Source organism: Cyanobium sp. ATX-6F1 (assembly GCF_047395825.1).
In the GTDB taxonomy this organism is placed as follows: Bacteria; Cyanobacteriota; Cyanobacteriia; order PCC-6307; family Cyanobiaceae; genus ATX-6F1.
This window is the reverse complement of record NZ_JBCEBF010000003.1, coordinates 88,770-112,760: the sequence shown is the minus strand read 5'-3', so window position 1 is coordinate 112,760 and position 23,991 is coordinate 88,770. Positions and strand designations below refer to the sequence as shown.

General features: G+C 67.3%; 14 protein-coding genes and 9 pseudogenes. 5 read left to right on the top strand and 18 right to left on the bottom strand.

The genetic code is table 11. The features are described from left to right. Nucleotides 1-26: 26 nt before the first annotated feature. The 7 genes from AAF143_RS11980 to AAF143_RS11950 all read right to left on the bottom strand — a co-directional run bounded on the left by AAF143_RS11980 (nucleotide 27) and on the right by AAF143_RS11950 (nucleotide 6,128). Nucleotides 27-794, bottom strand: a complete 768-nt coding sequence (locus AAF143_RS11980; protein ID WP_414027090.1) for a DUF3370 family protein — start codon at nucleotides 792-794, stop codon at nucleotides 27-29. Beyond that, nucleotides 791-1,606: a DUF3370 family protein gene (locus tag AAF143_RS11975; RefSeq protein WP_414027089.1), complete on the bottom strand. Its 816-nt coding sequence runs from the start codon at nucleotides 1,604-1,606 to the stop codon at nucleotides 791-793. The genes AAF143_RS11980 and AAF143_RS11975 overlap by 4 nt, the downstream gene beginning before the upstream one ends. 280 nt (nucleotides 1,607-1,886) lie before the next feature. After that, nucleotides 1,887-2,702: a sigma-70 family RNA polymerase sigma factor gene (locus AAF143_RS11970; RefSeq protein ID WP_414027088.1), complete on the bottom strand. Its 816-nt coding sequence runs from the start codon at nucleotides 2,700-2,702 to the stop codon at nucleotides 1,887-1,889. A 166-nt stretch (nucleotides 2,703-2,868) separates the two neighbouring features. Continuing rightward, nucleotides 2,869-3,489: an ATP adenylyltransferase gene (locus tag AAF143_RS11965; protein ID WP_414027087.1), complete on the bottom strand. Its 621-nt coding sequence runs from the start codon at nucleotides 3,487-3,489 to the stop codon at nucleotides 2,869-2,871. Nucleotides 3,490-3,687: 198 nt separating this feature from the next. After that, nucleotides 3,688-4,752 carry a SpoIID/LytB domain-containing protein gene (locus AAF143_RS11960; RefSeq protein WP_255007480.1) on the bottom strand — a complete coding sequence of 355 codons (1,065 nt, stop codon included), beginning with the start codon at nucleotides 4,750-4,752 and terminating at the stop codon, nucleotides 3,688-3,690. A 59-nt stretch (nucleotides 4,753-4,811) separates the two neighbouring features. Beyond that, nucleotides 4,812-5,717, bottom strand: coding sequence for an NAD(P)H-dependent glycerol-3-phosphate dehydrogenase (locus AAF143_RS11955; RefSeq protein ID WP_414027086.1), 906 nt, complete (start codon nucleotides 5,715-5,717; stop codon nucleotides 4,812-4,814). 24 nt (nucleotides 5,718-5,741) lie between these two features. After that, complete coding sequence (locus tag AAF143_RS11950; RefSeq protein ID WP_255007476.1) at nucleotides 5,742-6,128, bottom strand: DUF2237 family protein; 387 nt, start codon at nucleotides 6,126-6,128, stop codon at nucleotides 5,742-5,744. Between the two features lie 122 nt (nucleotides 6,129-6,250). Here AAF143_RS11950 and AAF143_RS11945 point away from each other — a divergent pair, with 122 nt between their 5' ends. After that, nucleotides 6,251-6,478 carry a hypothetical protein gene (locus tag AAF143_RS11945; RefSeq protein ID WP_255007474.1) on the top strand — a complete coding sequence of 76 codons (228 nt, stop codon included), beginning with the start codon at nucleotides 6,251-6,253 and terminating at the stop codon, nucleotides 6,476-6,478. A gap of 33 nt (nucleotides 6,479-6,511) precedes the next feature. Here AAF143_RS11945 and AAF143_RS11940 read toward each other — a convergent pair whose 3' ends face one another. From AAF143_RS11940 to AAF143_RS11930, 3 genes and pseudogenes are all read right to left on the bottom strand, one after another. Continuing rightward, the gene (locus AAF143_RS11940) at nucleotides 6,512-6,784 is read right to left on the bottom strand and encodes a DUF4090 family protein (protein WP_255007473.1); all 273 of its coding nucleotides are present in this window, start codon (nucleotides 6,782-6,784) and stop codon (nucleotides 6,512-6,514) included. Between the two features lie 104 nt (nucleotides 6,785-6,888). After that, a pseudogene (gene metH, locus AAF143_RS11935) lies at nucleotides 6,889-10,515 on the bottom strand (methionine synthase). Between the two features lie 41 nt (nucleotides 10,516-10,556). Beyond that, nucleotides 10,557-11,475 (bottom strand): annotated as a pseudogene (locus AAF143_RS11930) (branched-chain amino acid transaminase). A gap of 77 nt (nucleotides 11,476-11,552) precedes the next feature. On the opposite strand from AAF143_RS11930, the pseudogene cobN reads away from it, so the two are divergent. Then, nucleotides 11,553-15,189: pseudogene (gene cobN / locus AAF143_RS11925) on the top strand (cobaltochelatase subunit CobN). Between the two features lie 30 nt (nucleotides 15,190-15,219). On the opposite strand, the gene AAF143_RS11920 reads toward cobN, so the two are convergent. From AAF143_RS11920 to AAF143_RS11905, 4 genes and pseudogenes are all read right to left on the bottom strand, one after another. Further along, on the bottom strand, nucleotides 15,220-15,741 hold the full coding sequence (locus AAF143_RS11920; protein ID WP_255007466.1) for a hypothetical protein: 522 nt from the start codon (nucleotides 15,739-15,741) through the stop codon (nucleotides 15,220-15,222). 28 nt (nucleotides 15,742-15,769) lie between these two features. Continuing rightward, nucleotides 15,770-16,442: pseudogene (locus AAF143_RS11915) on the bottom strand (PHP domain-containing protein). Between the two features lie 19 nt (nucleotides 16,443-16,461). Then, a pseudogene (gene hemJ, locus AAF143_RS11910) lies at nucleotides 16,462-17,017 on the bottom strand (protoporphyrinogen oxidase HemJ). Nucleotides 17,018-17,047: 30 nt separating this feature from the next. Further along, nucleotides 17,048-17,293, bottom strand: coding sequence for a DUF2811 domain-containing protein (locus tag AAF143_RS11905; protein WP_255007461.1), 246 nt, complete (start codon nucleotides 17,291-17,293; stop codon nucleotides 17,048-17,050). A 116-nt stretch (nucleotides 17,294-17,409) separates the two neighbouring features. Here AAF143_RS11905 and gorA point away from each other — a divergent pair. Further along, nucleotides 17,410-18,761: pseudogene (gorA, locus tag AAF143_RS11900) on the top strand (glutathione-disulfide reductase). 9 nt (nucleotides 18,762-18,770) lie between these two features. On the opposite strand, the gene uvrC reads toward gorA, so the two are convergent. Both uvrC and AAF143_RS11890 read right to left on the bottom strand, forming a co-directional pair. Further along, the gene (gene uvrC, locus AAF143_RS11895) at nucleotides 18,771-20,726 is read right to left on the bottom strand and encodes an excinuclease ABC subunit UvrC (protein WP_409995618.1); all 1,956 of its coding nucleotides are present in this window, start codon (nucleotides 20,724-20,726) and stop codon (nucleotides 18,771-18,773) included. Further along, complete coding sequence (locus tag AAF143_RS11890) at nucleotides 20,723-21,205, bottom strand: flavin reductase family protein (protein WP_255007457.1); 483 nt, start codon at nucleotides 21,203-21,205, stop codon at nucleotides 20,723-20,725. The genes uvrC and AAF143_RS11890 overlap by 4 nt, the downstream gene beginning before the upstream one ends. 80 nt (nucleotides 21,206-21,285) lie before the next feature. Here AAF143_RS11890 and coaD point away from each other — a divergent pair. Together coaD and AAF143_RS11880 are read left to right on the top strand one after the other, a co-directional pair. Further along, nucleotides 21,286-21,776, top strand: a pseudogene (gene coaD / locus AAF143_RS11885) (pantetheine-phosphate adenylyltransferase). 1 nt (nucleotide 21,777) lies between these two features. Further along, nucleotides 21,778-22,800 (top strand): hypothetical protein, encoded by a 1,023-nt coding sequence (locus AAF143_RS11880; RefSeq protein ID WP_414027085.1) that lies wholly within the window; start codon nucleotides 21,778-21,780, stop codon nucleotides 22,798-22,800. Nucleotides 22,801-22,823: 23 nt separating this feature from the next. Here the strand turns inward: AAF143_RS11880 and AAF143_RS11875 are convergent. Both AAF143_RS11875 and AAF143_RS11870 read right to left on the bottom strand, forming a co-directional pair. Beyond that, nucleotides 22,824-23,240 (bottom strand): annotated as a pseudogene (locus AAF143_RS11875) (D-alanyl-D-alanine carboxypeptidase); the annotation flags it as partial. Between the two features lie 170 nt (nucleotides 23,241-23,410). Next, a pseudogene (locus tag AAF143_RS11870) lies at nucleotides 23,411-23,908 on the bottom strand (D-alanyl-D-alanine carboxypeptidase); the annotation flags it as partial. Nucleotides 23,909-23,991 lie beyond the last annotated feature (83 nt).

Here is a 23,991-nt window from a genome sequence, read left to right as displayed (position 1 = left end):
GCCACAGGGTGCGGGTCGGCGGTGGCTCAGCGCCCCATCAGATTCCTGATGATCCGCTGTTGGGCGTCCACCGCCTGCTGGTAGCGCTCAATCAGGGTCTGACTCATGCGGGCCGGTGGAATGAACGCCGGAGGCATTTGGTTCACACCGGCGGAGGGGTTGCCGATCAGGGAATTGTTGATCAAGGGCGGAGGCGCTACAGGCCTGCTCCATGGGGCCGCCGGGTTGGTGCGCCGTCGATTGGCCGACGCCGATGGGGTTCGGGGCTTGGCGCCGGGGGTGGTCTTGGCTGCGGGGTTGCCATTGGCCGCCACCTCCGGCGGTGCAGGCGCCGCTGCCGCCGGGCGGGCCGCTGCCGCCCGGGCGAGTTGCACCTGGCGCTCCCGCTCGAACAATTGGGCCAACTGCAGTTCGGGCACCACGCTGAGCAGGTGTCCTGGTGTGCAGTCGGCGGGATAAACAAGGCTGACCTTGACCGTGTTGATGACACCGGGTCGCAGGTTCAAGGTCGTCAGGGCAAGGCTTTCGCCGGAACGCATGCCCACGTGGACCTCCCGGTAGCCCTCTGCGGTCTCGATGCCGATCGAGCCTCGAAAGGCCGTGAAGTTCCGGCCATTAGGGGTTGGATGGCTCAAGGCCAGCACGTAGGGGCCATTGCCCACCAGATTCAGCTGGACGTCGTAGCGCACCCCGTAGGTGCCGACGTTGTCGAGGGAGGAATCCAGCATGCGGCTGGCCAAGGGATTCACCTGAACTTCGCCAGTGCCGAAGTTGTGACGGTTGGTGCTGGTCAAGGGCACATGCAGGGGGCCTGGCGCAGGTCGTAATTCAGCGAAGCCTGGTAGGCATCGCCGTAGGCCACGCCGGCAACCCGGGAGAAGACCCGCCCGCTTTCGATGTCGGCCAGCCGGTTCAGGTAGATCCGCCCGGGTGCCAGCACCCCCTGGTCCAACACGGCCACGATGTCGTAGTCGTTCTGGGGATTCTCCGCGGCGACCACGGCCATCTGGAAGGGGCCATCGCTGCGGCCCTTGAGCAGACCGTTGGCGATGCCCTGGGCGGGCAACTGGGTGCGGAACAGCACCATGCGGCTGCGTGCAGGCACCACCACTTCGGTCGGAACACGGGCGTCGAGCTTTCCGCGCAACATCATCACCGCCGTGGCATCTCCTGGCCCGGTGTTCCAGGGACGGGGACCCAGGGGCTTGACCCCCATCAGGTAGCTGGGGCGGTAGGGAGCCTCAAAGCTGTTGCTGACGGCGCCACGATCAAAGCGGATGCGTACCGGCGCGTAGCCGGAGTTGATCAGAATCGTGGCCAGGGTGAGCTCGGCGCGGTAACGCCCGGCACTGGCCTGGGCTCCCTCCTGGGGGGTGTATTTGTGGTGCACATGCAACCCGAAATCACCGTTGAAGGTGAAGGCGGCATTGGCGAGGGGCTGACCGGTTTCAGCGGTCAGCGCCGAGCCTGGGGCCGTGTTGACCAGGATTCCAGCTCCGAGGACCTCCTCGGGCTGATTGGAGTGCAACACCGGCACGTTGTTGAAGTTGCCCTGCAAGGGCCGAGCCGACTGCCCGGCCATCAGGGGCACATAGGCCCAGGCCATGGGCGCGTGCAGAAGGGCCCCGCCGATGAAGACCACGAAAAAGCAGCGCCTGAGACCCGTGGGACCAACAATTCTCAAAACTTGTCTGATCTAAGAAAAACTACTGGTGAGGCCCGCAGTCATCGCCCTGACCATGGCGTCACTCGGCAGGGGAGGAATGGCTGTTGGGGCCGGCTCGGGCCGATCTCACCAGCGATGGAATCGGAACGCATCCTCGGTTGGAAAACCGTTAGAAGCGTTCTGAGTTGCATCATTTTCCCATGTTCCCCCCTTTCCCTTGTCATTCCACCCCAGAAGAGGCACGGGAGGCGCGGCGGCGCCATCTGCAGCGCAAGCTCCAGGCCCTGAGCTTCTGGCGGGATGGGGTGGAGCGGCAGCTGGCGGCGCTCCAGGCGGCCATCAGCACGCTGGAGCAACAAATCGCCCGTGATTGATGGGGGCAGCTTCCGCCCCCAACAGCTGCCGCATCCTGTCTGAGACCCCTGCGCAGCAAGCGGTGGGCGGTCATCGGGCTCACCTCGAGCTCCCGGGCCACCTGACGCAGGCTGGCGCCACCGAGCACCACCCTCTTCACCACCTGACCCTGGCGGGATTCCAGCTGCGCCATCGCCGCCAACGCCGCGATCGGCGGCTCCAGCTCGATGGGAGCCTCCGGCTCGACCGCAATGGCCGGATCGTGCTCAAGCGCCTCGATCCGCCTGAAGCGACTGGCCTGCTCGAAGCGCTGCCATTGCAGAGGGCTGAGGCCAAGGGCAGCGCGCAGCTCGCGATCAGCGGGAGCCCGGCCCAGATCCTGGCTCAGCTGCCGGCTGGTGGCCCGCACCCTGTCCGCCAGTTCCTGCTGACGGCGGGGCAAGCGCACGGTGGGGGCGCAATCACGGAGGTAATGAAGGATCGCTCCACGGATGTGGTGGCGGGCAAAGGCCTCGAAGGGGATCTCCCGGGCGTTCTGGTACAGCTCCGCCGCCCGGATCAGCCCCAGCAGCCCCACCTGTTGCAGATCCTCCGCCTGCTCACGGCAGATCCCGGCGTAGTGAAAGGCAATCGGGCGAACGACGGCGCGGTACTGCTCCACGCGGCGGTTGCGCTCTCGCACCGCCTTGGGCAGCGATCGAACGCTGCCAGGGGAACGTGAGGGGGAAGGGGTCGGATCGAAGTCATAGAGCGAGTCGCTTTGGTCGAAGGCAGGGCTGGTGATGGCGCCCTTCTTTCAACAGAGGCCCGGCTCCCCCTGATCCGACAACCGTGAAATCACGGAATCTTCATCCAGCCGCTGGGGCCGCCACCTCCTGCAGCAGGCGCAGGGGGCCGTGGCGCTGCAGCCAGTCGAGATCGGAGTGACCGGTCAGCAGCAGGTACCCGGCGAATCCCAGAGCATTGACACTGAAGCCGGCCCCATGCTCCCGGCTGCGCCGGATCGTCAGGAACCAGTCATCGTCAAACAGCAGGTTGTAGGGGTGCAGGGGCTGGGGATCACGGGCAGGACGGCCGAGACCAAGACTGGCGCAATGGTGCGCGTACAGATCCGCCAGATCGTTGCCATCGCCGGGGCCGCGCCGATCCAACCGGTACGCCCATGGCCAGAGCGCGGCTCGCCCGTCGAGCTGGGCGAGCAGATCGGCGGCCAGCGGGCAGCTGGGCTCGCCGCTGGCCCGGGGCAGCAACTGCAGATGGCGATGGGGCTGACTGGCGCCGGCGGTCGGGGAGTTGTTGAAGAACCACAGGCCGCCCGTGTCGGCCCCCACCTCAGCCACCGCCTGCCAGTCACTGACGCTCAGCCAGCCGCTCTGGGGTAGCCAGCGCTGGGTGATCAGCAGAAGGTGGCCATCCTGGACAGGATATTTATTGAGCAGCAGCAGGTGGTCGGGCCCCAGGGGGCCCACTTCCAGGGGCCGATCCCAGGGGAGGAAGGGATTGGGACGGGGCCCCGGTTCACGCAGATGGCGCGGTGGCGCCCCTGCAGGCGCCTGAGGATGAACGGGGCACAGTTGGGAAGCTCCAACCGTTCGGTGCTCAGGGGGATCAGGGCACCGCTGCTGGCGGCCGTGCGGCTGACCTCCAGCGCCGCCCGCCAGAACCGTTCAGCCCGCACCCGCCCTGAGCCGGGCCAGGGAGGCCCCCTGGTAGTAACGGCCGAGGATGGCGTTGTAGCGAAGGCCCTGGGAGGCGAGTTGCTGGGCCCCCTCCTGGCTCATGCTGGCCCCCAGATGCCCGTGGGCCTCCAGAACGATCTGCTGGTTGGCCGCATAGAGGCTTTCCACGATGCCGCCCTGATAACTCAGGATCACGCCGGCGGTGCTGGCGGCGGCCCGCAGGGTGCGTTGATTGACCGATTCCAGACCGCGGTAGGCCTGCCAGCGGGTGGTGTTGCCCAGGTGCCAATGGGCACTGGCGGGGCGGGCCATGTGCGCCAGGGCATAGGAACGGGCGGCGACCGCCTGGGCCCGAAGCGCCTCGATGTTCCAGGAGCTGGGCATTTCCGAGCCCACCACCGAGGCGATGTAGCGCTCCAGCGACAGGTGATTGACCACGGTGTAGCTCCCACCTTGACGAACCACGCGCAGGCGACCGTCGTAGAGGCGACCCTGCACGCTCACCGGTTCGCCGCCAGGGGTCTCGAACCAGAGTTCAGCAGGCAGATCAGACCACCCAGACACCTCCAGGCCACTGCCGGCCCCTCCCTGACGTAGCACCTGGCCAGAGCGGTCGCGCAGCAGCCAAGGGCCCTGGGCCCCAAGCTGCAAACTGGCGGGCTGATTCAACAGCGCCACCCGGATCTCCAGATCGAGTGGTGAGCCGGCCTCGGGTTCCGCCAGGCTGAGCTGGCCTGAACCGCCGGCGGCAGCGGTGGCTTTGCGTGACTGCACCCCGCGCAGGGGATCAGGCTGGTCGCCCCCGGCGACGGGAGTGGAAGGGGAAGCGCGGGGCGGCGACGGCGGCGGTGCCTGAAGCATGGCGTCGATCAACGGAGCATCGACCATGGGGGTGCTGGGCACCAGCCCCTGGGCCATGAAGCCGATCCCCAGGGCCCCGAATCCAACCGGTGCCGTCAGCAGAATGGTTTTCAGCCGCGCCTGGCGCGAAAAACCGGAGCGCCATCGACGCCCGAGGGCAAGCCAGTGACGACGGCTCCTGAGCAAGACCAACGGTTCCTTTGGTAACAGGCGGATCATGCCGGAAAACGGGGCCCTTGGCCGATCAGGGTTCATTCACCTTTGAGGGCGCGATCCATCAGTGACCGCACACTCTCCTCGGGTCTGGCCCGCTCCTGGACCAGGTCCGCCACCTGCTCACAAATCGGAAGGTGCCAGAGCCGCTGGTCGGCCAGGCGGGTCACCGCCAGCGCCGTGGCGGCGCCTTCCACCGTGGCTCCCACCTTGGCCAGGGCCTGCTGGTGGGCAAGCCCATCCGCCCGCAGCGCTCCGTAGCGGTAGTTGCGACTGAGCGGACTGTTGGCCGTCGCGAGCAGATCACCCAGGCCCGCCAGGCCGTAGAGGGTGCTGATCTGTCCCCCCAGGCCTTCGATCACCACCCCCATCTCCGCCAGCCCCCGGGTCAGCAGGGAGGCCTTGGCATTGGCCCCGAGCCCCAGGCCATCACAGACCCCGGCAGCGACCGCCATCACGTTCTTGAGCGCACCCGCCACCTCCGTCCCAAGAGGATCGTTGTTGGTGTAGAGCCGCAGGCCATCGCCGCTCAATTGCCGTTGCAGGGCCGTGGCAAGGTCCCGATGGCGGGAGGCCAGCACGCTGGCGGCGGGCAAGCCTTGATCCAGCTCAGTGGCCAGATTCGGACCGCTGAGCACCACCAGCGGCAGTCCGGCAATCGCGTCCTCCCAGAGCTGGGAAGGGGTGCTGAGGCGCTCCGGGTCCAATCCTTTGCTGCAGCTCAACAGAGGCAGTCCCTGGGGCCATTGGGGGGCCAGCCGCAGGGCCAGATCGCCCACCCCCGCCATCGCCACCGCCGCCAGCACCAGCTCCTGCTGGGCCAACAGCAGGCCTGGATCCCCACCACCGCTGCGTGACCAGGCCTGCACCCGATGGCCCTGGCGCTCCAGCAGCGTCACCAAGGTTCGTCCCCAAGCCCCCTTGCCCAGCACCAAGACGCGCATACTCATGGCCGCGGTCGGTGCCGCTCACACGTCGGCGGCATTCTCCTCCAGCAGCTTCAGGGGAATCAGACCCAGGGTCGAGGCCTCGCTGGCCTTGAGCAGCACCGGTGGAGCCATGCCGTCTTCATGGGCTTCCAGCCAGCGGGCGGCGCAGACACACCAATGATCTCCAGGCTGGAGCCCCGGAAAGCGGTAGGCGGGCATCGGGGTGGAGAGATCGTTGCCCTGGGCCTTGCTGTAGCTCAGGAACGATTCGGTGATCACACAGCAGACCGTATGCAGGCCGTGGTCCCCCGGACCGGTGCTGCAACTGCCGTCCCGGGTCCACCCGGTCAGAGGCTCACAACTGCAGAGCTCCAGGGGCTGGCCGAGCACGTTCAGGGCCTGGGTTTGGGGAGTGGAAGAGCCCATGGATCGGGGGGTGCGACGGCGAGGCCGGCAGGAGTCTGGCGAAGGACTGGCACAAATTCGTGCCAAGAGGTTGACGGATTCGGGGGGGCAGGCGTTAGAGGTCATTCAGCAGTTGCCCCTTCATGAGCTGGGACTTCACGGAAGACGCGGCCTTTTTGGCACTTTGCGATGCCTTCAAGGAGAGCGGTGAAAGCTCCGCGATTGAGTTCCTGGCCACTGGGGAGGGGGCGTTCCATTTCCAGGAACTCACCCAGAATGCCGCCGGAGAGGGCCTCGACCTGAGCGATTCGAGCGATCTGGAGGACTTCCAGCAGGGGGTGATCGACACCCTCGAAGATCTCTGCAGCTAGGCCAGCCCCCCCCTCAGAGACGCTGTGACGGCCTCAGCCGTAGAAGAAGGCGATCTCCTTGGCTTTCAGGCCCTCCCAGCCCGCTGCCAGCAGCCTTGCGTCCAGGCTGGCCTGATCGAGGTGTTTGGCACCGGTACGCACGATCCGGTTGCGCATCGACTTGCGCACACCGCTGCGGGCCCGCTGGGCCTCCAGCGCCATCACCTCGTTGTAGAGCTCCAGCATCGCGGCAGGCAAGGGCGTGCCATCGAGATCAAGGCCGGAGGCAATCGCCTCATCAACTCCGGCGGGTCCTGCGATGGCCATGGGAGGGTTCAGACAAACACCGAACAAGCCTGCCATCCGAGCGCTCTGGGCTCTCAGGAAGCATGGAGGCCTGGCCCACGCCCGAAGCTGAGCCGCTCAGGCGCTCAGACGCTGAAGTAACGGGCACGGCTGTGGAGCGCCACCAAGGCCGTGGTGCTCTGCTCGGGCTCCAGCTGATCGCTCTCGTCCATCCGCAGGCCGACACGCTCAGCCCCCAGCCAAGCCAGCTGCTGGCGCGAATCAGCCACGTTGGGGCAGGCGGGATAGCCGAAGGAATAGCGGCTGCCGCGGTAGCGCTGGGCCAGCACATCCCGCAGGGCCACGGGCTCTTCGGCCCCGAAGCCGAGCTCCCGGCGGATGCGGGCGTGGGTCCACTCGGCCAGGGCTTCCGCCAGCTGCACCCCCAGGCCATGGAAGTAGAGGTAATCGCTGTAGCGATCGGCCGCGAACAGGTCGCGGGCGAGGGCCGTGGCCTTTTCGCCCATGGTGACCGCCTGCATCGGCAGCACGTCGACGGGCTGGCCATCCACCAGATCCCGGTAAAAATCAGCGATGCAGTAACGGTTGCCGCCCCGCTGCCGGGGTAGATCGAAGTGGCCAAGGGCCTGGGTGGGGTCAGCGGGATCGAACACCCGCAGGGCGTTGCCGGCGCGGCCAGCGGGGAAATAGCCGTAGGCCACCCGCGGGGTCAGCAGTTCCTCCTCCAGGCAGCGCTGGGTCCATTCCGCCAGCACCGGCTCAGCCTTCTCCGCCAGCAGGGCCTCGTAGTCCTCACGGCTCTGGTCCTTGGCCTTGCGCAGCTGCCACTGGCCGGCGAACAGGGCTTGGCGATCGAGGTAGGCAAAGACCTCCTCCAGGGGAATCTCCTGCTCCTGAAGCACCTGGCTGCCCCAGAACGGGGGTGTCAGGGCCGGCTCTTCGGGGACCACCGCGGATCGATCCTGCGTCGGCAACGGGTGGGCCTCGAACGCTTCGTCAGGGTCACTGAGCGCGGCCGTGGATGAGCTGGAGGCATCGCCGCCATCCCCGTTGGCATCGGACTCGTCGCTGGCGGCGGCCTCGAGCCCCAGACCGGTGGGGGCCCCAGCCAGAAATCCGCTCTTCGCCTCCCACTGGCCGGCCTCGCGGGCCTCAACGTAGGCCTCCATGAAGCGCAGGTCGGCGAACGCGTCTCGGCCGTAGATCACCTGGCCGTGGTACACCGAACGGCAATCCTTGTTGACGAATTTGGGTGTGAGGGCGGCACCCCCAGGATCACCGGCACATCGATGCCGGCCTCATTGAACGCCTTCAGATTGTCCTTCATGAAGGCTGTGGATTTGACCAACAGGCCACTCATGGCAATGCAATCAGCCTGATGAGTCTTCTGGGCTTCGATGATCACTTCCACCGGCTGTTTGATGCCAAGATTGATCACTTCATAGCCGTTGTTGGTGAGGATGATGTCCACCAGGTTCTTGCCGATGTCATGGACATCACCCTTGACCGTGGCGATCAGGAATTTGGCCTTGGCCCGGCGTTGGCTGGAGCCATCCGCTCCCTCGATGCGATCCATCAGCGGCTCGAGGAAGGCCACCGCCGACTTCATCGTCTCGGCGCTCTGGAGCACGAAGGGCAGCTGCATCTGACCGGAGCCGAACAGTTCCCCGACCACCTTCATGCCATCCAGCAGAAAGGTGTTGATGATGTGAAGCGGTTCGTAGCTCAGCAACCCCTCCTGGAGGGCAACCTCCAGGCCGATGCGCTCCCCATCGATGATGTGTTGCTTGAGGCGCTCCTCCACCGGCAGATCAGCCAGGCTGGGTCCTGAGGCGCGGGCCTCCCGGGCACTGACACCTTCGAACAGCTTCGTCAGCTCGGTGAGCGGGTCATAGACGCACACACCCCCTCGAAACGGCGGGCGTCGTTGATCAGATCGCGGCAGACCTGCTGGTGCTCGGGGCTGATCTTGGCCAGGGGCAGGATCTTCGCCGGGCTGATGATCGCCGCATCCATCCCGGCGGCACAACAATCGCTGAGGAACACCGAATTAAGCACGATTCGGGCGGCCGGCGAAAGCCCGAAACTCACATTGCTCACCCCCAGCACCACATGAACACCAGGCAAGCGCTCACGGATCAGTCGGATGGCCTCGATCGTGGCCGAGGCGTTCTTGCGGTCTTCCTCGATGCCCGTCGAAATGGGTAGGGCCAGGGGGTCATAGAAGAGTTCGTGGGCGGGAATGCCATATTCCAGGGCATCCCTGTAGGCCCGCTGGGCGATGGCGAACTTGCGCTCCGCCGTGCGTGCCATCCCTTCCTCATCGATGGTGCCCACCACCACCCCGGCGCCGTAGGCCTTGGCCAGTTCGAGAACCTTGAAGTAGCGCTCGTCGCCGTCTTCGTAGTTGGTGGAATTGAGCAGACATTTCCCACCGGCCACCTTCAGACCGACCTCCATCTTCTGCCACTCAGTTGAATCGAGCATCAGTGGCAGGTTCACATTGGTGACCAGGCGGCTCACCAACTCGTGCATGTCACGCTCGCCATCACGACCCACGTAGTCGACATTCACATCGAGCACATGGGCGTTCTCCTTCACCTGGCCCCGGGCCACCGCCACCAGGCCATCCCAGTCTTCGGCGTTGAGCAGCTCGCGCACCTTCTTGGAGCCGCTCGCATTCAGCCGCTCACCGATGATCAAAAAGGAGTTGTCCTGTAGATAAGGGGTGACGCCGTAGATCGAAGCCACGGCCGGTTCATAGGCCAGGGGAGGCCGCTGCTGCTGCTGGTCAGGGGTACGCACGCGCCGGGGATGGGGTTTCAAGCCCTTCGCCAACTCCGAGAGGGCCCCGATGTGGGCCGGGGTGGTGCCGCAGCAGCCACCGATCACCTGCACCCCCAGATCCTCGACGAAATGCAGCAGCTGCAGGCGCAACTCCAGGGGGTGAGGCGGTAATGGGCCACGCCACCCACGTTCTCCGGCAGACCGGCGTTGGGAATGCAGCTGATCACAAACGGACAGTGCTCGCTCAGGTAGCGCACGTGCTCCTTCATCTGCTCTGGGCCCGTAGCGCAGTTGAGACCGAGCACATCGATCGGGAACGGCTCGAGAATCGCCACCACGGCGGCGATGTCGGAGCCAACGAGCATGGTGCCCGTTGTCTCCATCGTCACCGAGACCATCAGCGGCCGACGGACACCGGTGGACGTGAAGGCCTCCTCGATCCCCTGCAGGGCCGCCTTGATCTGGAGCACGTCCTGGCAGGTCTCGACGATGAACAGATCGACATCACCGGCGATCAGCCCTTCGGCCTGCTCCCGGTAGGACGCCTTCATCGTGTCGAAGTCGATGTGGCCCAGGGTGGGCAACTTGGTGGTGGGGCCCATGGAACCGGCCACGAAACGCGGCTGATCGGGGGTGCTGTACTCCGCCGCCACCTCCCGGGCCAGTTCGGCCGCCCGTTTGTTCATGGCGAAGGCCTGATCCTGCAGGTCGTACTCCGCCAGCACGATCGAGGCGGCGCCGAAGGTGTCGGTCTCGATCACATCGCATCCCACCTCCAGGAACTGGCGGTGCACCGCCTGGACCACATCCGGACGGGTGAAAACCAGGTTCTCGTTGCAACCCTCCAGGGCCGGACCACCGAAATCCTCGGCGCTGAGATTCATCTGCTGGAGCGAGGTGCCCGTGGCGCCATCGAACACCAGCACCGGGTGCTCGGGGCTGTGCAGCCGCTCCAGGAAGCCCATCCGCCCCGTGGCGGGGGCCACACCCACGCTCGCTTCAACCATCAATCGCTCAGGCGCACACGGGTGACCCAGTGGTCATAGGCGGAATCGCGACCCTCCGTGATCGCGGTGAGACGATCTCGCAGGCGCTCCATCACCGGCCGATCGGTGGCCAGATCGGTGCTTTCGATGCGGCGCACGGGGGTGACGCGGGCGGCCGTGCCGGTGAGGAACACCTCGTCGGCCACGAACAGCTCGGTCTTGTCGACGGCCCGCTCCAGGGTGGGAATGCCCAGATCCCTCGCCAACTCCAACACGCTGGCGCGGGTGATGCCCTCGAGGATGTCCTGATCAACGCCCGGTGTGATCAGCACCCCGTCGCGCACCATGAACAGGTTCATGCCGCTGGCCTCGCTCACCTTGCCGCGGCTGTTGAGCAGCAGCGCTTCGTCGAAACCACTCTTGAAGGCTTCGGTCTTGGCCAGGGAACTGGTGATGTAGGCACCACTGATCTTGCCCCGCAGGGGCAGAGAGCGGTCCTCCTGACGGGTCCAGCTGCTGATGCGACAGCTCACCCCGTCGGGGGAGAGGTAATCCCCCAGTTCAATCCCATAGATCAGGAAATCGGTCTGGATGTCGTGGAGGCGGGGGGCGATGCCCAGATCGCTGGTGTAGACGAAGGGCCGCAGGTACACCGGTGTGGTGGGGCGGTTGGCCTGAAGAAACAGGCGGATCGACTCATGAATGCGTTGCTCACTGAGCTCGGTGAGCAGCAGCCGGGCGCTCTGGCTCAGGCGCCTGGCGTGGCGGTCGGCGCGGAACAGCAGGATCTCGTTCGCATCGGCCGGATTGGGCAGGGCACGCATGCCCCCGAAGGCCCCGGTGCCGTAGTGCAGGGCATGGGTGGCCACCGACAGGGTCGCTTCCGGAAAGGGAACGATCTGACCGCCGAACCAGGCAGAAGGGAAGGAACTGATGCATCGGGTGGCGGTGCGGGGCGGCGGCCCGGGGGCTCGACGTGCCCCGATCTTCTCACTGTCAGGCCCCAGGATGGGGTGATGCATCGGCTCGCGGCGGTCCCAGGCCTTGACGACAGCTCCGGCGGCCCCGCCTACGTGGAGCAGCCGCCGGCCCCGGTGGTGGTGCTCAGCAGCGCCGACACCGATCTGGCGACCCTCGCCGCGCTGCTGGAGCAGGAGCCGGATCTGCTGGGGGATGAGCTGCGCGGTCTCAACCTGGCGGCCCTGGAACACCCGGCGGTGATCGACCACTACATCGCCCGAACCCTGCGTCCGGCGCGGCTGGTGCTGGTGCGGCTGCTGGGGGGCGAGGGCACTGGAGCTACGGCCTTGAGCAGCTGCAGCTGTGGTCGGCCGAGCCGAATCACCAGCTGATCGTGGTGGCCGGCACCGCCGACCAGGCCGAGGAGCTGGCCGCCCTGGGCAACGTCGATCCAGCCCTGACGATCGCCCTGGGCCAGTGCCTGCGGGAAGGGGAAGCGCCAACTGGCGATCGATGCTGCTCAGCCTGCGCAGCCTGCTCTCAGGTGTGCGGCCCAGCCCCCCGAACCCGTTCCCCTGCCGGACCCCCTCGCCCATGACTGGCGCGACGACACCGGTGCGCGGGTAGGGGTGGTGCTCTACCGCGCCCTGCTGCAGGCGGACGACCTGGCCCTGGCGGAGGCCCTGCTCACTGCTCTACGGGGCCAGGGGCTCTGTCCGAGGGCTCTGTGGGTGAGTGGCCTGCGGGAGCTGGCGGTGCAGCGGGGGGTGGCCGATCTGCTGGGGCGTGAGCAGGTGCAGGCGGTGGTCTGCACCACCTCGTTTGCCTCGGTTCAGTTCGAAGAGGCCGGACTGGGGGCACCGCTGTGGGAGGCCCTGGCGGTGCCGGTGCTGCAGCTGCTCTGCAGCACCCAGAGCCGGGCCCGCTGGCAGGCCAGCAGCATTGGCCTGGGTCCCCTCGACCTCAGCCTCCAGGTGGCCCTACCAGAGCTCGATGGCCGCCTCACCACCCGGGTGGGGGCCTTCAAGGAGCTGGCACGAGCCGATGGACGTCTGGCCAGCGCCGCGATGCACTACGTCCCCGACCTCGAACGGCTCGACTGGGTGAGCCGACTGGTGAAGGGCTGGACCGATCTGCGGCAGACCCCCACCCATGAACGGCGCCTGGCGCTCGTTCTGGCCAATTACCCCACCCGCAACGGCCGCCTCGCCAACGGCGTGGGCCTCGACACCCCGACCAGTTGCGCCCGCATGCTGGGCTGGCTGCGCGCCAGTGGCCACGACCTGGGCACGGCTCCCCTGCCGGCCGATGGTGATGCCCTGATCCACCGGTTGCTGGAGGGGCGCACCAACGATCCGGAGAGCGGCCACCGGCCGCCCCTGAGCCATCTCGATCTGGAGCTCTACCGGCGCTGGTACAACACGCTGCCGGAGCAGGGACGGCAGCTGCTGGAGGCGCGCTGGGGGCCGCCGGAGGCGGACCCGTCACTGGAGCCGGGCGGCTTTCCGATCCGGGGGCTGCGTTTCGGCGAAGTGGTGGTGCTGGTGCAGCCGGAACGCGGCTACGACCGTGACCCCAGCCTCAGCTACCACGCCCCCGACCTGCCGCCCCCCACGCCTACCTGGCCCAATACCTCTGGCTGCGCCAGCAGGCCCGCTGCCAGGTGGTGGTGCACGTGGGCAAGCACGGCAACCTGGAGTGGCTGCCGGGCAAAGGCCTGGGCCTCTCAGCCTCCTGCTTCCCCGAGTGGGCCCTGGGGCCGATGCCCCACGTCTATCCGTTCATCGTCAACGATCCGGGGGAAGGCTCCCAGGCCAAGCGTCGCGCCCAGGCGGTGATCCTCGACCACCTCACCCCTCCCCTGGCTCGGGCGGGGCTCCACGGGCCGCTGCTGGAACTCGAAGCCCTGCTGGATGAGCACTGGGAGGCCCGCCAACTGGGCAGCGCGCGGCTGGTGGGTCTGCGGGAGCGCCTGGAGCGTTGCCTCCAGGCGCTCCACCTGCCCCTGGATCTGGAGATCGCCGACGGCTACCTCTGTGAACTCAAGGAAGCTCAGATCCGCACGGGCCTGCACATCTTCGGGGAACTGCCGGCGGCGGCCCCTGGCGGAGCTGCTGCTGGCCATGGCCAGGCCGCCCGTCCCCGGGGGAAGGCCTCACCCAGGCGCTGGCCCGGGACCAGCGCCTGGAGTTCGATCCCTGGGCCGATCAGGAAGAGAAGCTGCTCAGCGACTCTGACCAAACGCGCCTGGGAGGCGGCCCGCGCCGGGTGGGGGATGGGGTGGCGCTGTTGGAGCAGCAGGCGCTCGAACTGATGGAGAAATTGCTTGATCGGCGCGAGGGTCCTCTTCCCAGCGCCGGAGAGGCCACCACAGCCGTGCTGGAGAGGGTGCGCGACGGCTTACTGCCCAACCTGCTCGCCTGCGGCGAGGCCGAACGCAGTGCCTTCCTGGAGGCCCTGGCCGGGGAGCGCATCGCCGCCGGACCCTCAGGAGCGCCCACCCGCGGCCGCCCCGACCTGCTGCCCACGGGCCGCAACTTCTACAGCGTGGATCTGCGCGGGCTGCCCACCGAGGCCGCCTGGGACCTGGGACGCCGCAGCGCCGAATTGCTGATCGAGCTGCATCTGCAGGAGGAGGGCGACGACCTGCGTCAGCTCGCTCTTTCGGTCTGGGGCACGGCCACCATGCGCAACGGCGGCGAGGACATCGCCCAGGCCCTGGCCTTGATGGGGGTCCGGCCGGTGTGGGATGGTCCCACGCGCCGCCTGGTGGACCTGGAGCTGATTCCGCTCACCCTGCTGGGGCGCCCCCGGGTGGATGTGACCCTGCGCATCTCCGGTCTGTTCCGTGATGCCTTCCCCCAGCTGGTCACCTGGTTCAACCGGGCCACGGAGCTGGTGGCCTCCCTGGATGAATCTGAGTCGGACAACCCCCTGGCGGCGGCGGCCCGCTTGGAGGGCCAGGCCGCCCGGGTCTATGGCTCAGCGCCCGGGGCCTACGGAGCGGGGCTCCAGGGGCTGATCGACAGCGGCCAGTGGGAGAACCGCAGCGATCTGGGCGAGGCCTATCTGAACTGGAGCGGCTGGCGCTACGGGGGGACCGATTCAGCGGGCACCGAAGCGGTGGCGGACCGGGCGGGGCTGGAGCAGCGGCTGCGCAGCGTTCAGGTGGTACTTCACAACCAGGACAACCGTGAGCACGACCTGCTCGATTCCGACGACTACTACCAGTTCCAGGGGGCCTGAGCGCCGCCACTGAAGCGGTGCGCGGCAGCGCCCCGCCCTTTGGTTCGCCGACCATTCCAGGTCCCAGCGGCCGCGCGTACACCGGCTGGAAAAGGAACTGGACAAGGTGCTGCGCTCCCGGGTGCTGAACCCGCGCTGGATCGAGGGCATGACCCGCCATGGCTACAAGGGGGCTTCGAGCTGGCCGCCAGCCTCGATTATCTCTTTGCCTACGACGCCAGCACCGGCCGGGTGCCGGATTGGAGCTATGGCGCCATCTGCGACCAGTGGTTGAGCGACGAAACCGTGCTGGAGTTTCTGCGCAACTCCAACCCCTGGGCTCTGCGGGACATGGCCGAGCGCCTGCTGGAGTCCCACAACCGGAGGCTATGGGAGGGCGCCAGCTTGGGGCAACTGGCGCACCTGCGGGAACTGGTGCTCAGCAGCGAACGGATGGTGGAAGGCTGAGCCGTCGGGTTGCCGAGACCCTCAGGGGGATCAGAGGTTGAGATCCCTGGCCGCGTTCAGCCAGTCATCGGTGGAGCCGGGCTTGGACGTGGGCGCGGAGCTGGAGGGCTGGATCTCCTGACCCTCCCTCGTGGCCCGGCGGGGAGGGGGAGCGCCCACCTGGTTCGTGCCGGTGACGGCCGATCCCTTCATTCGCTTGGCGAGCTCGGAAGCGCTCAGTCGCTCGGCGAAGGTTTTCTTGACCGGCTTGGGAATGCCACCGGTGAGGTCGATGTTGACATCGGCCCTGGCGGTCCCGGGCAGACCATCACTGGCCATCTCCACCCGAGCAGCCATGGAGTCGACCTCCTGGATGAATTCCTTGCCGCCGGGGTTGTCGGCATTGCCGGGAAAGGTGCGGCGGATGGTGTTCGGTTTGCGCATGAACTCCACGTTGCCGAGGCTGCTGGAGGAGTCAGGGTCGAGGTAGTAGGAGGTTGTTTCCTTCTTGGTCTTCTCTTCGCTGCTCTTGCTCCAGGAACGGTTGCCCAGCAAACGGTCGAAGAGTCCCATCGATTGGTCAGGAAAGCGTGATCAAACCCTAGCGGCCGTCGAGGGCCGATCCATGGGTATCGGTACCGCAACTACGCAAAAGTCCGAGATCAGCCAACTGACGATCGATGGCGTTGCAGACCACGGGCGTGGGCGACCAGCGGCCCTCCATGCCGTAGTCGTACCAGGCCTCCGCCCCATCGAATCCGAGGGCGGCGGCAGCGGCGATCAGGCGCTGGTGGGGCAGCCGATAGCGGGCTGGGTGGGCCAGAAGGGCCAGGCCGCCGGCGGCGGTGATCGCTTCGCGCACGGCCTCAGCCCTAAGGGCCTGGCCCACCACGGCCGTCCCCTGGAGGTAGGGCTCCAGCGCGCCGTGGCCCGCCTCGAAACCCAGGGCGAGCACGTGCACGAGACAACCCCTCCAACAGACAGCTGATCTCCACCCCCGTCCACAGCACCGGCACCGCCTGACCGGACTGCCGATGCTGCTCCAACTGACGCTGAATCGGGCCATGGGCCCCAAGGCTGTGGTGGTCGGTGACGGCGAAATGCTCCAGCCCACGGTCGATCGCCTGGCGCGCCAGGGCTTCGGGTCGCAGGCTGCCGTCACTGCAGGTGGTGTGGCAGTGGAAGTTGAACCGCGCCGGGCAACTCTCGGCCGTGACCTGCTCGAGCACTGCCGCCAGGGGATGGGGAGCGCCCGGGCGCCGGGGGCCACTCAACGCAACCGTGGGGCGGGGCTCAACCACCGGCGGCCAGGGTTTCCCGCTCGGCCCTCAGGCGCCGCCAGCGGGCATAGAACTGGATCGAGGCGGCCATCGCCAGCACCAACGCCACCAGGAACCAGGTGGCCGCGCCCGTGGGGAACTGGCCCTTGAACACCACCAGCATCACCACCAGCACCAGCATCAAGGTGGGCAGCTCGTTGAGGGCGCGCAGTTGCTTGCCCCCAGCGGCAGGTCCCGGCCCTGAGCTGGCCCATAAGGCGATAACAGAAGGCGTGATAGGCCAGCAAGGCCACCACCAACGCAAGCTTGGCGTGCATCCAGCTCTGGTGCAGCCAGGCCGGCTGCACCACCAGCAACCCCACCGCCATCGCCACGGCCACCACCATGCCCGGGGTGGTGATGATGTTGGCCAGCCGCCGCTCCATCAGGGCGTACTGGGCCTTGAACGCACCCCTCACAGGGTCCTGCAGCTCCTCGGCCTCGACGTGATAGATGAACAGTCGCACCAGGTAGAACAGCCCCGCAAACCAGACCACCACGCCAACGATGTGGAGCGTTTTGAACCACAGGTAGGCCTCGGGGGAGGGCCAGCGGCATGGTCAGGGCATGTTGAACAGGCCATCAAGGTAAAGCTCCCGCACCACGGGCTGGGCTGCGCCCTGCTGCACCAGGAACTGGGCCAGGGCGGTCTGAAGCAGCTGATTGGTGTCAAGGCCAGGTCGCCTGTGCAGGAACCCCTCCATGGCGGCGAGCAGATCGGCGGGGAGATCCAGCACCAGCCCCCACTCCCCGCCGGCGCGGCCATTGGCACGATCAGCACTACCCGTGGTGGCAGGGGAGGCCATGGCCTGGACATCTGGTGGAAGGAGGCCAAAGATCCAGCCGAGAAGGCGTCCTGTCAAGGGGGCCACTCCCCTTGTTGAGCCGTGACATGCTCGGCCCAGAGACGGAGGCTGCCGCCATGGCCGAACACTGGGATCTGGTCGTGATCGGGGCGGGCTCCGGGGGGCTGGCCGCCAGCAAGCGGGCGGCGGCCCATGGGGCCCGGGTGGCCCTGATCGAAGGCGACCGCGTTGGCGGCACCTGCGTGATCCGTGGCTGCGTCCCCAAGAAGCTGCTGGTGTACGGATCGGCCTACCGCGAGACCCTGGCCAATGCCGCCAGCTTCGGCTGGGAATTGAGGAGGTGCGCTGCCACCCCGCCAAGCTGCTGGCCAGCGTGCGCGCCGAGGTGGACCGCCTCGATGCCCTGCATGTGGGTTTTCTGGAGAAGGCCGGGGTGGAACTGATGCGCGGCTTTGCCCACTTCGAAGACCCCCATCACCTGCTGGTGGCGGGCGCTGGCGGAGAGCAGCGCATCGAGGCCGAGCGGATCCTGATCGCCGTCGGCGGGCGGCCACGGCGGCCGCTGATTCCGGGGGCGGAGCTGGCCTGGGTCAGCGACGACCTGTTTCTGCAGGAGGACCTGCCAGCCTCGGTGCTGATCGTGGGCGCCGGCTTCATCGCCTGCGAATTCGCCTGCATCCTTGTGGGTCTCGGGGTCCAGGTGACCCAGCTGGTGCGCCGGGACCACCTGCTGGCGGGCTTCGATCGGGAGCTCAGTGATGCCGTGCGGGAGGGCATGGAGGAACTGGGGGTGGAGCTGCTCTTTGGACTGGAGCCCATGAGGATCGACGGCCAGCCGGGCGACCTGACCGTGGTCGACTCCGCCGGTGGTTCCCATCCGGCCGCCGCCGTGTTGATGGCCACCGGCCGCGACCCCAACACCCAAAGCCTGCAGCTGCAGGTCGCTGGCGTTCACCAGGAAGGGGCCCGCATCCCCGTCGACGCCGACCAGCGCACCAACGTGCCCCACATCTATGCGGTGGGGGATGTGACCGACCGCATCAATCTCACTCCGGTGGCGATCGATGAGGGGCGCGCCTTCGCTGATTCCGTCTTCGGTGGCAAGCCCCGGCGCACCGACCACCGCCTGGTGGCCAGCGCCGTGTTCTCGCAGCCGGAACTGGCCAGCGTTGGCCTGAGCGAGGAGGAGGCCAAGCGGCTCCACGGGGAGAGCGCGATACGCGTGCACCGGGCGCGGTTTCGCAGCCTGGCCCTGGCCCTGCCCAAGCGCGGCCCCCGCTGCCTGCTCAAGTTAGTGGTGGAGGCCGCCAGCGACCGCGTGCTGGGGGCCCACATGGTCGGGGAGCACAGCGCCGAGATCATCCAGATGGCGGCGATCGCCCTGGGAATGGGGGCCACCAAGGCCGATTTCGATCGCACCATGGGCCTGCACCCGAGCGTGGCCGAGGAATTCGTGACCATGGGCTGACTCCCTGCACTAGCTGGCCTCGGCCTCCTGCCCCGCCTCCTCTTCGGGGTGGAAGTAGCCCCGGATCTGAAGGGCCAGGGCCGGCCCCACTCCAGGTGCGGCGGCGATCTGCTCGAGGCTGGCGAGCTGAATCGCATCGATCGAGCGGAAGTGGGCCAGCAGGTCCTTGACCCGCCGTGGACCGAGCCCCGGGATCTCGCTCAACCGCGAGCGCTTCATGCGCTCACCGCGCTGCTGACGGTGATAGCTGACCGCGAAGCGGTGGGCCTCATCGCGCAGACGACGCAGCAGCAGCACCCCCAGCTGTTCGGCTTCGCTCTCCAGGGGCTGGCTGGCCCCGGGCAGGAACACCTCTTCCCGCTGTTTGGCCAGCGAGCAGACCACCAGCTCCTCGTGGAGGTCAAGCTCGCGCAGGGCCTCCATCACGGCGGAGAGCTGACCCTTGCCGCCGTCGATCATCACCAGATCGGGCCAGTCATTGAGGCCGCCGGTGTGGAGGGCGCTCTGGCTGGATCGCCGCAGTTCCGCCAGGTTGGCTCCCTCGGCCTTGGCCTGGGCCCAGCGGCGGAAGCGGCGCCGCATGATCTCGGCCATGGCCATGAAGTCGTCGCTGTGGCCGGCCGTGATGCTGGTGCTCTGGATCTTGTACTTGCGGTAGTGCTGGCGGGCCGGCAGCCCATCGATGAACACCACCTGTGACGCAACCGCATCGCTGCCCTGGATGTGGCTGATGTCGTAGCCCTCGATGCGCCGGGGCGGCACGGGCAACTCCAGCAACTGCGCCAGATCTTCCGTGGCCAGCTGATGCTGCTCGGCCGTGCGCTGGGCCCGGGCCAGCTCGAAGCCGGCGTTGCGCTCCACCAGCTCCACCAGGTCGGCCTTCTGCTGGCGTTTGGGGTGCTGCAGGCTCACCTTGCGGCCGCGCCGTTCCCCGAGCCAGTCAGCGATCAGCTGGTGCTGGGGGAGGGCATGCTGCACCAGCACCTCGGGCGGAATCTCCACCGGCTCCACCTGGCCGTAGTGCTCCTCGATCACCCGCTGCAGGATCTCCCCAACCGTGGCGATGCTGGCGTCGGCGGTGTAGCCCAGCCGGCCCACCAACTTGCCGGCGCGCATCTGAAACAGCTGCACAGCCGCCACGCGCTCATCGGAGGCCAGGGCAATCACATCCCGTGAGACGGAACTATCTCCCAGGCTCATCTTCTGGTCGGCCGTGAGGTTTTCAAGGCCCTGCAGCTGGTCACGCACCATGGCCGCCTGCTCGAAGTCAAGGCGCTCGGCGTAGCGCTCCATCTGGGCCGTGAGCAGCTCCAGCAACTCATCGTTGCGGCCCTGGAAGATCATCGCCACCTTGCGCAGCAGACGCTGATAGTCGTCGGGGCTGATCTTCTGCTGGCAGACCCCCGGGCAACGGCCGATGTCGTAGTTGAGGCAGGTGCGCTCCCGGTAGAGGGGCTGGGGTCGCTGGCGCATCGGAAACACACGCTTGACCAGGGCCAGGGTGCGGCGCAGCAGACCCACATCCACATAGGGTCCATAGAAACGGTCCAGGGGCTTGCGGAAACGCCGCTGGCGGGTGATGAAGATGCGGGGGTAGGGCTCGCTCCAGGTGATGCAGAGGTAGGGGTACTTTTTGTCGTCCTTCAGCAGCACGTTGAAGTGGGGCTGATGGGCCTTGATCAGATTCGACTCCAGGGCCAGCGCTTCCGCCTCGCTGTCGGTGACGATGAACTCGATCTCCACCACCTGCCGCACCATCAGAGCGATGCGCGGGCTGAGATCGTGGGAGTCGCGGAAGTAGCTGCGCACGCGGCTGCGCAGGCTCTTCGATTTACCGATGTAAAGGATGCGGTCGTCGCCATCGCGCATCAGATAGCAACCGGGTTCAGCCGGCAACTCCTTGAGCCTCAGCTCCAGCCGCTCGGGGTGCTGGAGCAGCGGCCGCAGCGTGCCGGCCACACTCAACCGCCGTAGGACCAGCCCGTGGCCGACAGCTCCAGGGCCTCGCCCTCGCGGTGCAACAGGGCGCTTTTCACCTCGCCCACGAACACCGTGTGATCACCGTGGGCCACCTGACCCACCAGCTCGCATTCCACGGCGCCGAGGGCGTCATCGAGGATTGGCATCCCCAGCTCCCCCAGTTGGAACGGGGCCGCCTCGAAGCGGCCGCCGATGCCCTGCTGGGGCTTGAAGAACACAGCCGCCAGGTCCTTCTGATCGGCCGCCAGCACATTCAAGGAAAAGCGGCCGGTGCGCTGGATGATGCCGTTGCTGGTGGAGTCGGAACGCACGGCCACCACCACCAGCGGCGGCTCGAAGGAGCCCTGGGTCACCCAGCTGGCGGTGAAGCCGTTGACCTGCTCCCCTTCGGCGACGCCGCAGATGAACAGCCCGTGGGGAATCTTGCGCAGCAGGGTTTTCTTGGCGGCGGCATCAAGGGCCATGGCTGCGGCAGCAGATCTCCCTCAACTCTAGGCAGAAGACCCCTGCGGCCTGTCTGCCGGGGCTCCATAGGATCAGCGCCATGAAGGTGCTCTATCCCGGAAGTTTCGATCCGCTCACCCTGGGGCACCTCGATCTGATCGAGCGCTCCGTGCGTCTGTTTGGTGGCGTGGTGGTGGCGGTGCTCCAGAACCCCGGCAAGACCCCAAGCTTCCCCCTCGACCAGCGGCTGGGGCAGATCCGCCTGGCCACCGCCCACCTGCGGGGGTGGAGGTGAGCAGCTTCGATGGCCTCACCGTGGAGTTCGCCCGCCGCTGCGACGCCATGGTGATTTTGCGGGGCCTGCGGGCGCTGAGCGACTTCGAGTTCGAGCTTCAGATCGCCCACACCAACCACAGCCTCGCCCCGGAGGTGGAAACCCTGTTCATGGCCACCTCAGCCCAGCACAGCTTCCTGAGCAGCTCGGTGGTCAAGGAGGTGGCGCGTTTCGGTGGCAACGTGCGCCACATGGTGCCGGCGGGAGTGGCGGATGATCTCGCCAGGCTCTTTAATCGAACAACCCCGAGCGCCTGAGATGACCGAGACCAGGTTGACCGTGCTGGATCAGCTTGATCAGCTCGAAGAGGTGGTGCTTGATGGCAACCGGATCCCCTTCAGTGGAGGGCGACTGGTGAACGAGCAGGAGGCGATCGAGGTGATCGATGCCCTGCGGGAAGCGCTGCCGGTGCAGCTCACCCAGGCCAATGAGCTGATCCGCCAGCGGGACACGTTCATCAGTCAGGCCCGCCAGCAGGCCGAAGAGATCCTCAGCCAGGCACGGCTGCAGCGGGAGCAGCTGATCAGTGCGGCCTCCGTGCGCCAGGAAGCCGAGCGCCAGGTGGGTGAGCTGCGGGAGCAGGCCCGCCAGCAATGCGAACAGTTGCTGCTCCAGACCCGCCAGCAGGTGGCCCAGGCCGAACAGGAACACCAGGCCCGGCTCGCCCAGATGGAGCAGCTGTTCAGTGCCCGGCGTCAGCAGCTGGAACAGGAGTCGCTGCAGCGGCGTCAGCAACTTGACCAGGATTACGTCGAAATCAAGCGCCAGCTGGTGGAACAGCACGAGCGCTCCCGCCAGCAGAGCCTGCAGGAACTTGACCAGGTTCGTCAGGAATGCCTGCGCGTTCAGCGTGAGAGCCAGGCGGAGGCGGAGCGCCTCCACGCCGATGCCCTGCAATTCCGTCAGCAGAGCCAGCAGCAGTGCGAGGCCTTGATCAGCCGCTCCCGCCAGGAGGCCGCCGCGGTGCAGGAGGGCGCCAACCGCTACGCCGAACAGGTGCTGGGGGAACTGGAAGGACGCCTCCAGGATCTCGGCAAGGTGGTTTCAGGTGGCCGCCGTGAACTGGTGCGGCTGCAGTCCGTCGATCCCGCCGCCGTTTCCGAGCCCGTGGTCGAGCCGCGCGGCACCAAGGGCAACACCGTGCCGATCAGCCGGGCCCGCCGGGCCGCCGAGCGTCTCCAGGCAGGCGGCTGGCAGAGGCTGACGTTCTGCACCTGGGTGAGGATCCGCCCGATGGTGGTGTTCGGCGCCGAGGCACCGTTGGAGATCATGCTCACGTAGCGGGGTCCATCAACGGTGTCGAGCACACCGGAGATGGAGCGCACCCCTGAAATCGTGCCGGTCTTGCCACGGAATCGGCCCTCGATCGGGGTGCCGATGAACAGGTGACGCAGGGTCCCCCGGCGCCCGGCAATCGCCATCGAGGCCTGGTAGTTGGCGCCATAGGGGTGCTGGGCCATGCGCACCAGCAGGGCCGCCAGCAACCGGCTGGTGACACGGTTGGCGCGGTCGAGGCCGCTGCCATCGGCCACGGAGACACCGGCCATGGGCAGACCCTGCTGGTACAGCCACTGCATCTCCAGCTGCCGGGCCGTGGCCAGGTTCCAGGTGCCGCTGGCGGAACGAAGCAGGACTTCGGCCGTGAAATTGTGGCTTTCGGTGTTGGCCAGGCTGAGCAGATCGTGCATGGGCGCCGAGGGCTCCTCGTGCAGCAGCACCATGTCGCCCGTGGCGCTGGCCTGGGCGGGCACGAGTGAAATCTGCACGGCCTTGCCCCCTGACGGGCCATCTCCTGCTGCAGCAGGCGCTGCAGCCGTCCGACCGGATTCGGGATCGCCATCTCGATCGCATTGCTGGTCAGGGCCAGGCGGGTGATCGGCGCCCCGTAGGCCTCGGCGCGATCACCCATCTGCCAACCCTGGGGCCACCAGTTGGGAGTGGGCTCCTCAGCCAGCTGCAGCCGCACCAGGGAAGGCGCCGGGCTGGAGCTACCGCCAGAACCGAGAGCAAGTTTGGCAAAACGCTGCAGCTGGGAGAGGCCGAGATCGGGGTCGCCCGATCCCGTGAGGCGCAGGGTGCCATCGCCCAGGCGCCAGAGCTGGGTCTTTAGGCGGAAATCGGGGCCCAGCCGATCGAGGGCATAGGCCGTGCTGATCAGTTTCTGATTGGAGGCGGGGATGCGCGGCCGCTGGCCGTTGAGATCGGCCAGAAGGCGACCGCCGCCATCGGCCACGGTCACACTCCAGACCGACGACTCCCCGCCGACGGTGGCCAGAAGACGCTGCTGGAGACCCGGGCAACTGGCCAGGCTCTGCAGCTGGGGAAGCCCCACCGGCGGTGGGGCGGGAGGCAGTGACGCCAGGGGAATGGCCTGGTCCTGGGCCCGCATCGGGGGGCAGGAAGGGTGATCAGCGCCGTGGCGAGGGTCGCGAGCAGGGCCGGCCGAGGGGAGGTCACCATCTTCAGGACCCC